This window comes from Sporichthyaceae bacterium (assembly GCA_036493475.1).
GTDB lineage: Bacteria > Actinomycetota > Actinomycetes > Sporichthyales > Sporichthyaceae > DASQPJ01.
The window spans coordinates 38002-48466 of the sequence record DASXPS010000187.1; the positions used below are offsets into that span (position 1 = coordinate 38002).

General features: G+C 69.0%; 8 protein-coding genes. 3 read left to right on the plus strand and 5 right to left on the minus strand.

What is annotated here, in order from left to right; genetic code table 11:
* Positions 1-43: 43 nt before the first annotated feature.
* From VGJ14_18360 to VGJ14_18375, 4 genes are read right to left on the minus strand one after another with little or no spacing between them, the layout of a single operon-like run.
* A complete protein-coding gene (locus VGJ14_18360; protein HEY2834391.1) occupies positions 44-1096 on the minus strand; it encodes a DUF5666 domain-containing protein in 1053 nt (350 codons plus the stop codon).
* A 50-nt stretch (positions 1097-1146) separates the two neighbouring features.
* Positions 1147-2385 carry an ABC transporter permease gene (locus VGJ14_18365; protein HEY2834392.1) on the minus strand — a complete coding sequence of 413 codons (1239 nt, stop codon included), beginning with the start codon at positions 2383-2385 and terminating at the stop codon, positions 1147-1149.
* Positions 2382-3143 carry an ABC transporter ATP-binding protein gene (locus VGJ14_18370; GenBank protein ID HEY2834393.1) on the minus strand — a complete coding sequence of 254 codons (762 nt, stop codon included), beginning with the start codon at positions 3141-3143 and terminating at the stop codon, positions 2382-2384. Before VGJ14_18370 ends, VGJ14_18365 begins: the two co-directional genes overlap by 4 nt.
* Before the next feature lies 1 nt (position 3144).
* Positions 3145-4476: a biotin/lipoyl-binding protein gene (locus tag VGJ14_18375; protein ID HEY2834394.1), complete on the minus strand. Its 1332-nt coding sequence runs from the start codon at positions 4474-4476 to the stop codon at positions 3145-3147.
* Between the two features lie 268 nt (positions 4477-4744).
* Here VGJ14_18375 and acs point away from each other — a divergent pair, with 268 nt between their 5' ends.
* Both acs and VGJ14_18385 read left to right on the plus strand, forming a co-directional pair.
* Positions 4745-6727 carry an acetate--CoA ligase gene (acs, locus tag VGJ14_18380; GenBank protein HEY2834395.1) on the plus strand — a complete coding sequence of 661 codons (1983 nt, stop codon included), beginning with the start codon at positions 4745-4747 and terminating at the stop codon, positions 6725-6727.
* A gap of 61 nt (positions 6728-6788) precedes the next feature.
* On the plus strand, positions 6789-8195 hold the full coding sequence (locus VGJ14_18385; GenBank protein HEY2834396.1) for an aldehyde dehydrogenase family protein: 1407 nt from the start codon (positions 6789-6791) through the stop codon (positions 8193-8195).
* 76 nt (positions 8196-8271) lie between these two features.
* On the opposite strand, the gene VGJ14_18390 is transcribed toward VGJ14_18385, so the two are convergent.
* Complete coding sequence (locus VGJ14_18390) at positions 8272-8865, minus strand: TetR/AcrR family transcriptional regulator (protein ID HEY2834397.1); 594 nt, start codon at positions 8863-8865, stop codon at positions 8272-8274.
* A 269-nt stretch (positions 8866-9134) separates the two neighbouring features.
* Here VGJ14_18390 and VGJ14_18395 point away from each other — a divergent pair.
* The coding region (locus VGJ14_18395) for an ABC transporter substrate-binding protein (protein HEY2834398.1) at positions 9135-10465 on the plus strand (1331 nt) is incomplete at its 3' end.

A 10465-nucleotide genomic window follows, 5' to 3' on the forward strand; every position in this document is an offset into this window, starting at 1 on the left:
CGGTGGGCCTTTCGGTCTGTCGGATCGATGGACTGACGCTGCGTCAGGAGCTGGTGGTGCCGGTCGCCGCCCCGGCACCCGCGCCGTTGCGTCGGCCGCCGAAGCCACCGACCGTGCCGGTGGTGCACGAGCCGTTCTCGGCGGGGCGCAGCGCGATGGTGGTCGCGGTCAGCGTGCCGTTGCTGTCCGTGGAGCCCAGCGCGGTCACGCACTTGCCGACCTTCAGGTCCGACGCGGAAGCCGACGCGGACTTGGTGTAGGTGGTTGCCGAGGACAGCGTCACGGTGCGGGTCACCGTGGTCATGGTCGGCGTGGACGACGCGGCCGAACCCGCGGTGCCGGTGGAGTTGAACTGCGGGCGCTGCGTCTCCACGGTCACCGTGTCGCCGTCGATCTTGGTGATCGTGCCGTTGGCGCCACCGCCACCGAAGCCGCCGCGCGCACCCTGCCCGCGGCCCTGGCCGTTCGGGTTCTGGCCGTTCGCGTTCTGCCCGCCGGTGGCGCCCTGCGCGTTCGGGTCGCCGGTCGGGGCCTGGCCGGTCTGGCCGCCATTGGCGCCCTGGCCCCGGCGGCCCTGGCCGCCGTTGCCGCGGGCACCGCCGACGCCGGCACCGCCGAAGCCGCCGTTGCACGAGCCGCTCACCGGGTCGGAGATGCTCACCGATCCGGCGGCGATCGGGGTGGAGTCGTCGGTCTGGGTCGGCGCCGCGTTGGCGTCGGTGGACTGCACCGGGCGCACCGAGACGCACTTGCCCACCGCGAGGTCGGACTTGGCCGCGCTCACCGTCTGGCTCATCGTGGTCGACGCGGTGTAGGTGACCGCGGTCTGCGTGGTGTCGCTCTGCACCTGCAGGGTCTTGCCGGAGATGTCGGCGATCTTGCCGTTGGCGCCGGGAAAGGCGCGGCCCTGGCCGTTGCCCCCGGTGTTGTTGCCGGCGGCGCCGTTGTTCGCGCCCGCGGCGTTGTTCGAGTTGTCCGGCGCCGAGGAGGCCGAGGCCGAGGTGCCGCCGCCGCAACCGGCGAGCAGCAGCACGAGGCCGGCGGCCGGCGCCGCGGCGAGCGCCGCGCGATTGGTGCGCAGGGTGGACAGTGACATGGTGGGCTCCCCCGAAGAAAGTGGTGGGTAATCAGCAGTAGACGGGTGGATCAGGGCGTGCGCAGCGCGTCGATCGGCGTGAGCTGGGCGGCTCGCGCCGCCGGGTACACCCCGGCCACCGCGCCGATCGCGAGGGACACCGCGAGGCTGCCCATCGCCACACTCGGCGAGACCGTGACCGGCTGATCGATCATCCGGGGTAGCGCCCCGGCCAGGCCGAGGCCGAGCCCGAGGCCCAGTGCGCCACCGGTGAGGCCGAGCGTGCCGGCCTCGGTGAGGAACTGGGTGCGGATGGCCCGCGGGGTAGCGCCCAGCGACTTGCGCAGACCGATCTCCTTGGTCCGCTCGGTCACCGAGACCAGCATGATGTTCATGACGCCGATGCCGCCGACGAGCAGGGAGATGGCGGCGATGCCGGCCAGCATCACGGTCAGCGTCTTGTTGGTGGCGTTGGCCGCGGTCACCAGCGATTGCTGGGTGGTGATGGTGAAGTCGGCGTTGGCCGCGGTGACCCCGTGGTTGGTGGCCAGCGCCGCGTTCACCTCCTGGTAGGCCGCGGACAGCGTGTCCCGGGAGGCCGCCTGCACGTAGATGGTGGACACGGTGCCGCGGGCCGAACCTGCCGCGACGCGGGTCGCGTAGGTGGTGGACGGCATGATCACCTGGTCGTCATCACTGGTGGAGGACGTCGAGCCGATCGAGTCCAGCACACCGATCACGGTGAACGTGGAGCCGGCGATGGACACCGACTGGCCGACCGGATCGCGCCCGGAGAACAACTCCGAGGCGGTGTCCGGACCGAGCACGATCACCGAGTTGGAGTCCGTGACGTCGGCGGCGGTGATGAACCGACCCTCCGTCAGTTTGCGCTCCCGCACGGACAACCACGACGGGCTGGTGCCGTACACCGGCGAGGTCCAGGTGGTGGACCCCGCGGTCAGGTTCTGCGACCCCCCGGAGACCGCCGCCACCCCGGACACGTCCGGCGCCACGTCCTTGGACGACAGCGTGTTGGCGTCGGCGGTGGTCAGCGTGGTCGCCGAACCCCGGCCACCGCGGAATCCGGTGGAGGTGGTCGATGACCCCGGCGCCACGATCAGCAGGTTCGAGCCCAGGGCGTCGATCTGGTCGCGCACCTGCTTCTGCGCGCCCTGGCCGAGCCCGACGGTCACGGTGACCGCGGCGATGCCGATCAGGATGCCGATCATCGTCAGGCAGGAGCGCATCCGGTGCGACCGAATCGCCTCCAGCGCGGTGCGCGTGGTGTCCCGCGCCTTCAGCCGGCTCATACCGAACCGTCCGGGTAGCGGAAGTTCCAGTTGGTCTCATCGGTGGTGATGACGCCGTCCGCGATGCGCACGGTGCGCTGCGCCGCGGCGGCCACCTCGGCGTCGTGGGTGATCAGCACGATGGTGCGACCCGAGGCGTGCAGGTCCGCGAGTAGTGCGAGCACGTCCGCGGTGGACTTGGAGTCCAGGTTGCCGGTGGGCTCGTCGGCCAGGATCAGCGCCGGCTCGGTGACCAGTGCCCGGGCGACCGCGGCGCGCTGTTGCTGACCACCGGACAGCTCACCGGGTCGGTGATCGATCCGGTCGCCCAGCCCGACCCGCTCCAGGGCCCGGATGGCGCGCGCCTTGCGCTCGCCCCGCGAGGTGCCGCTGTACATCAGCGGCAGCTCCACGTTGCGCCACGCGGGCAGCGTGGCCAGCAGGTGGAACTGCTGGAACACGAACCCGATCCGCTCGTTGCGCACCGCGGCCAGCGCGGTCTCGTTCATGGCCGAGACGTCGATCCCGGCGAGGGAGTACGAGCCCGCGGTGGGGGTGTCCAGGCAACCCAGAATGTGCATCAGCGTGGACTTGCCCGAACCCGACGGCCCGACAATCGCCACGTACTCCCCGGCCTGCACGGTCAGGTCGATGCCGCGCACGGCCTCCACCGAGACCGGCCCGGAGTTGTACCGCTTGCGGATGCCGTCCAGCTGCAGGATCGGCACGCCCGCGCTGCCCCAGTCGGAGGACAGCGATTCGGTGATCGCGGTTGTCATGTCAGCCGCCGCCACGGTTCGCGCGGCCGGTGAAGGTGCCACCGGCGCCGCCGGTGAAGGTGCCGCCACCGCCGGTGAAGGTGCCCCCGCCGACGCCCGCGCCACCGAAGGCGCCACCGGTGCCACCGGTGCCGCCGGTGCCACCGGTGCGATTGCCGCGGTTGCCGTTGGTGTTGCCGGTCGCCGGGCCGGCGCGGTTGACCGTGATGCGCACCTGGTCGCCGTCGGACAGCCCCGAGGTCACCTGGGTGCTGGCGCCGTAGGCGGTGCCTACCACCACCGGCACCGTGGTGTCCTTGCCGTTGACCACCTTGGTCACCACGGTCTGCCCGTTCTCCTGGCGCAGCGCCGCGGTCGGCACGGTCAGCACGTCGGGGATCGACTTGGTGACGATGACCACGGTCGCGGTCTCGCCCGGGTGTAGGTCGGTCGGGGTGCCGGTGACCTTGATGGTGACCGGGAAGGTGGACGAGCCACCGGAGGCGGTGGAGGCCACCACGCCGACGGAGTCCACCAGGCCGAAGATCGGCGAGGTCGCGCCGCTGGGCGTGATCCGTGCCTGCTGGCCCTTCTTGATGTTCGCCAAATCGGTCCCGGAGACCGAGGCGTCGACCTCCCAGGTCTTGGTGCCGACGATCTCGATGCCGGAGGACGACGAGCCCGAGCCGGAGCCGGAACCCGATGAGGTGCGCGACGAGCCGGTCGAGCCGCCACCCGAGCCGGACACCCGGTCGCCCTTGGCGAGACTCACCGAGGCGACCGTGCCGCCGATGGTCGCCTTCAGCGTCGCGTTGCCCAGGTCGTCCTTGGCCTGCGCCAGCTTGTCGTCGGCGGTGGCCAGCTGGGCCTTGGCCGAATCGATCTGGGTGGCCGAGGCGGCGGCGTCCTCCGCGGCGGTCACCTGCGCGGCGGCGGAGTCGCGGTTGGCCTGCGCGATGTCCACCGCGCGGGAAAGGTCGGAGTCGTCGATTCGGGCCAGCACCTGGCCCTTCTTCACGGTCTCCCCGACGGTCACCTTGACCGAGGTGATCTGACCGGAGACGGCGAAGTCCTGATCGGCGATGTTGGCCGGCTCAATCGTGCCGGAGGCGTTCACGCTCTGCTCGATGGCCTGCGACGAGACCGTCGACAGGATCGAGCGCGAGGTGCCGCCACCGTTCGTGGCGCTGTCGCCACCGCGAGTGATCGCCCAGGCGCCGGTACCACCGGCCGCCGTCAACACCACCACGGCGCCGATCAGCGCCTTGCGCCGGCGCCGGAACAATCCGCGCCGCGGGCCGCCGACTGCCGTCGCCGCAGCCGTTGCCTGCTCATCCTGCTCAGCGCGCAGCATGACCACCCGCGCCACCCCCCGGTGGAAATTCGGGACGGACCTCCCGTCCCTACGACAGCTAGGATCGCCACACTCGCTTGGCGGTTCCGGTGTCCCTGCCTTGAATTGGCTGTGGGGCTCTATTCACAGCCGGCGCATAGTCCAATACTGGTTCCACCCCATTTGACCTGGGCTTTTCGGGGGAGGTATAGCCCGGGCCCAACGGTGGAACAGCTAAGTGATAGACCGTGTTGCCACCGAAGGCCCCAGTCCCGGGAGGAGCCCCCGCATGTCCGATCAACCCGCGTTGGACGCACTACTGCACGAGAGCCGAAGGTTCCCCCCCTCCGAGGACTTCGCGAAGGCGGCCAACGCGCAGCCCGGCCTGTACGCCGAGGCTGACGAGGACCGCTTGGCGTTCTGGGAGAACGCGGCCAAGGCCCTGACCTGGGACGAGCCCTGGCACACCGTGCTGGAGTGGGACGCGCCGTTCTCCAAGTGGTTCATCGGGGGCAAGCTGAACGCGGCGGTGAACTGTCTGGACCGCCACGTGGCGGCCGGCCGCGGGGACAAGGTGGCCTACCACTGGATCGCCGACGGGGACACCGACCGTCGCAGCATCACCTATGCCGAACTGACGAAGATGGTGTGCAAGGCCGCGAATGCGCTGACCGAACTCGGCATCCGCGCGGGTGACCGTGTCGCTATTTACATGCCGATGCTCCCCGAGACGGTCGCGGCGATGTTGGCCTGCGCCCGGTTGGGCGCGGCGCACACCGTGGTGTTCTGCGGCTTCTCCGCCGAGGCGCTGCGCGGCCGCATCCTGGACTGCGACTGCAAGGCAGTGATCACCACCGACGGGCAGATGCGGCGCGGTGCGGCGACGCCGGTCAAGGCCGCCGTGGATGAGGCGATAGCCGCGTGTCCGAACGTGGCGAACGTGCTCGTGGTGCGCCGCACCGGCGGCGAGGTGGACTGGACCGAGGGCCGCGACGTGTGGTGGCACGAGGTGGTGGACCGCCAGTCCGACTCCCACGAGGCGGAAGCCTTCGACGCCGAGAACCCGCTGTACATCATGTACACCTCGGGCACCACGGCGAAGCCGAAGGGCATCCTGCACACCACCGGCGGCTACCTGACGCAGTGCGCCTACACGCACAAGATGGTGTTCGACCTCAAGCCGGAGACGGACACCTGGTGGTGTGCCGCGGACATCGGCTGGGTCACCGGGCACAGCTACATCGTCTACGGGCCGCTGTGCAACGGCACCACCTCGATGCTGTACGAGGGCACGCCGCACCCGGCCGATCAGGACCGCTGGTGGAAGATCATCGAGGAGTTCAAGGTCTCGATCCTCTACACCGCCCCCACCACCATTCGCACGCTGATGAAGTGGGGCCACCAACTGCTCGAGCCCTACGACCTGTCCAGCCTGCGATTGCTCGGCTCGGTGGGTGAACCGATCAACCCTGAGGCCTGGATCTGGTACCGCACGTACGTCGGCGGCAACCAGACCCCGGTGGTGGACACCTGGTGGCAGACCGAGACCGGCGCCATCATGATCAGCCCGCTGCCCGGCGTCACGGCGAGCAAGCCCGGTGCGGCCATGCGCGCGCTGCCCGGCATCAACGCCGAGGTGGTGGACAACGAGGGCAAGACGGTGGGCAACGGCGGCGGTGGCTTCCTGGTGCTCACCGAGCCGTGGCCGTCCATGTTGCGCGGCATCTGGGGCGACCCGGAGCGCTACAAGGAGACCTACTGGGCCCGGTTCTCCGACCAGGGCTACTACTTCGCCGGGGACGGCGCCAAGCTGGACGACGACGGCGACCTGTGGCTGCTGGGCCGGGTGGACGACGTCATGAACATCTCTGGGCACCGCATCTCCACCACTGAGGTGGAGCACGCCCTGGTCGGTCACCCCTCGGTGGCTGAGGCCGCCGTGGTCGGGGCCACCGACGCGACCACCGGGCAGGCCATCGTCGCGTTCGTGACGCCGAAGGGCAGCGTGGCCGACAGCGAGAGCTCCGGTGACGAGTTCGTCCAGGCGTTGCGCAATCACGTGGCCAAGGAGATCGGCCCGATCGCGAAGCCCCGGCAGATCCTGGTCACCCCGGAGCTGCCCAAGACGCGCAGCGGCAAGATCATGCGCCGGTTGCTGCGGGACATCGCGGAGAACCGGACGCTGGGCGACGTCACGACGCTGCTCGACCCGAGCGTCACCGACGCCATCCGGGGCCGCATGTCCGAGGGCACGGCGGGCGACGAGGCGTAGCACGTAAGTTGCTATAAACTGTTAGTTATTCACGATTAACTGCGACCCAGGGACGGCTGTCATGACCTCCGTTGCCGATCAACCCACGGGCACCGTGGCCGAGTTCAGTGCGCAGGAAGCGACCGATCTGGTCGCCCGCCTGCGCGCGACGCATGCCACCGGCCGCACGCTGTCCTACGAGTGGCGGCGTCGCCAGCTCGAGGGGATCGTCAAGCTGGTCAGCGAGCGCGAGTCCGACCTCGCCGAGGCACTGGCAGCCGACCTGGGTCGCACCCCGCACGAAACGTGGTTCGGCGACGTGGCCTCCACCGTGGGTGAGGCCGAGTACGCCATCAAGCACTTGAAGAAGTGGATGCGCGCGAAGCGGGTCGGCGTGCCGTTGTCGTTGATGCCGGGCAAGGCGGCCTACCACTACGAGCCGCTGGGCACCGTGCTGATCATCGGGCCGTGGAACTACCCCTTCTACCTGACGCTGGGCCCGATGATCGGCGCCATCGCGGCGGGCAACTGCATGGTGGTCAAGCCCTCGGAGCATGCCCCGCGGGCCTCGGCCACCCTCGCCCGGCTGATCCCGGAATACCTGGACTCCTCGGCGATCGCGGTGGTGGAGGGCGAAGCGGCGGCCACCACCCGGCTCATCGAGGCGAAGATGGACCACGTCTTCTTCACCGGTGGCACGGAGATCGGGCGCAAGATCGCCCAGGCCTGCGCGCCGCTGCTCACCCCGTGCACGTTGGAACTGGGTGGCAAGAGCCCGGTCATCGTCACCAAGAATGCCGACCTGAAGGTGGCCGCGCGGCGCGTCGCGTTCGGCAAGCTGCTCAACTCCGGGCAGACATGTGTGGCGCCGGACTACCTGTTGGTGGAACGCAGCGTGCGGGAAAAGTTCGCCGAGTTGCTGCAGGCGACGATCTCTGAGTTCCGGGCCGGTGAGCCGGACACCCAGCGCATCGTGAACGGTCGCCAGTTCTCCCGGCTCAAGGGCCTGTTGGACGGCCAGCAGGTCCTCGTCGGCGGCAAGGAGAGCGCCGATCACACCGCCCTGGAGCCGACCGTCGTGCTCAACCCCGATCGGGCATCAGATCTCATGCAGAACGAGATCTTCGGCCCGATCCTGCCGATCATCGACGTGGACTCGCTGGACGAAGCGATCAAGCTGGTCAACGAGGGCGACAAGCCGCTGGCGGCCTACATCTTCAGTAACGACAAGCGGGAGATCCAGCGGGTGTTCACCGAGGTGCCCTGCGGTGGCGCGGTGGCCAACCACATCGCGGTGCACGTGCTCGCCCCGCAGCTACCGTTCGGCGGCGTGGGGGCCAGTGGCACCGGTGCCTATCACGGCAAGTGGGGCTACGAGGCGTTCAGCCACCGCAAGGCCACGCTGATCATGCGCACCCGGCCGGACCTGAAGATGGTGTACCCGCCGTACTCGGAGCGGGACAAGAAGCTCCTGCGCAAGCTCGCCTAGCCCGACCCGTACCGCCGAAAGCGCAGAACCGCTCGTAAAACGGCCTGTTTTTACGCGCGCTACTGCGCTTTCGGTGTTAAACGGGGGCGACGGCGGGCGCGCCGATGAGCACGTGCAGGGCCATGGATTCCAGTGTGCGGCCGAGCGTGTCCGCACTCAACCGGGTCTGGAACTCGGTCGCCGATTGGATCAACGCGATCGCGCCCTGGCACATGGTGCGGGCTTCCTCGACGCTCAGCTCCGGGCGCTGCTGACGCAGCGTGCGTACCCATTCCTCGGTGTAGAGCCGCTGCAGGTAGCGCAGGCGGTGCCGGTCGCCGGGAGGCAGGCTGCGGAACTCGGTGCGCCAGGTCTGAATGTTCGCGCCGTGGTTGAGCACGAACTGCACGTGGTTTGCCACCATTGCCTGCAGCGCCTCGACCGGATCGTTGATGGAGCGCACCAGGTCGACCGCGTCCTCCAGGTGCGCGGTGATCGCGTCGTCGAGCACCGCGATCAGCAGTGCTTCCTTACTGGGGTAGTGGCGGTAGAAGGCGGGGCCGGTCAGGCCCAGTTCGCCGCTGATGTCGTTGATGCCGACCGCGTGATAGCCGCGCCGGGCGAACAGCCGCGCGGCCGCGGTCATGAGCTCCCGTTGTCGCGGGGTGCGGTTGCCAGTCGGGTGATTCACAACTAACACGCTAACACGCCCCACAAGGCCGGCCGATCCCGCCCTTCAGATTCAACCGCTTACAGGCATTTGACCTGCATAAATGAGCTTGCCGCCGCGACCGGGCCGAGGAACGAAAGGGGACGCGGTGGCACGGATCGGTTGACAGCAATGTTAGTAGCGGTTAGCGTCTGGACATTCCCCCAGTGCCTGCGAGAGGGCAGACAGCTATGTCGACTAGAACCAGGCCCCGTCGGCTGATCACAGCCGTCGCGGCCACCGTCACGGCGATGGCGTTGATCGCCGGTTGTGGCGGGTCCCGAGTGGCCTCGAGTGCCGACACGGCAACGCAATCCACGTCCGGCGACACCGCCGCATCGAGCACGGACAGCGGCGCGGCAGCCAACACCGGCGCCGCAGCTTCCACCGATACCGGCAGCGCCCCGGCTGCTACCGACACCGGCAGTGCGCCGGCGGCGAGTTCGACCGTTGCCAATGCCGCTGCTCCTGCGGCCGCCACGAACACCGACGCTGTTACCAAGGGCGCCGCCACGTCCACCAAGGCGGCCGCGAAGGGCGCCACGAAGACCAGCGCCGCCGGCGCGGCAGTCAACAACGCCAAGCTCGCCGGCGCGGGCGCGACGGTTGCCCAGAATGTGGCCAGTCAGCAGATCTTCGGCGGCAAGGCGCCCTGCCAGCCGGCCAACCTCAGCCCGATCAACATCGGAAACGTCTCGACGCTGTCCGGTGTGCTCGGCCAGCTGTTCGCCCCGGTCGTGCCGGGCCTGAAGACCTTCGTCGCCGCGCAGAATGCCTGCGGCGGTCTGAACGGTCACCCGATCAGGCTGTTCGTCGAGGACGACCAGGGCGACCCGTCGACCGCGGTCACCAAGATCAACGACGAGATCAAGAACGCCAAGGTCCTGGCTTTCGTCGGCAACATTCAGGTGCTCACCGTGGACGCGGTCGTCGCCACCATCAAGCGGGCGGGGATCCCGGTCATCGGTGGGGACATCACCAACAACACGTGGTTCAGCAACCCGCTGATGTTCCCGCAGGGCTCGCCCCCGCAGGCCATCTCCTACGGGTACACCGTGGCCGCCACGGACTACTTCAAGAAGAAGAGCCTGGGCGACATCTGGTGCCTCGAGGTACCGCAGGCCTGTGCCCAGATCGACAAGGCCTTGAAGGAGATCGGGCCCCAGGTCGGCGTCAACGTGGTCAAGACCACCCAGGTCTCGATCACCTCGCCGAGCTACACGACCCAGTGCCTGGACTTCAAGAACGCCGGTGTCGAGGTGCTTGCCATGACCTTCGACGCGGCCTCGCAAAACCGGCTGGCCAAGAGCTGCGACCAGGTCGGGTTCCACCCGAACTGGGCCGCTTACCCGCTGGGGGTGGGTAACGAGAAGCAGTTCCTCGGCAGCCCCCTCCTGGGCAACACCTACGTTCCGCTGAACACCTTCCCGTGGATGGGCAACGAGACCCCGGCCGAGCAGTACTACCAAGCCTCGGTGAAGAAGTTCAACCCGGGATTCACCTCGGGTGACGCGGCCAGCCTCGGCTGGACCGCTGGTGCCCTGCTGGTCGCGGCGTCGACCAACCTGTCGGCGAACCCGAG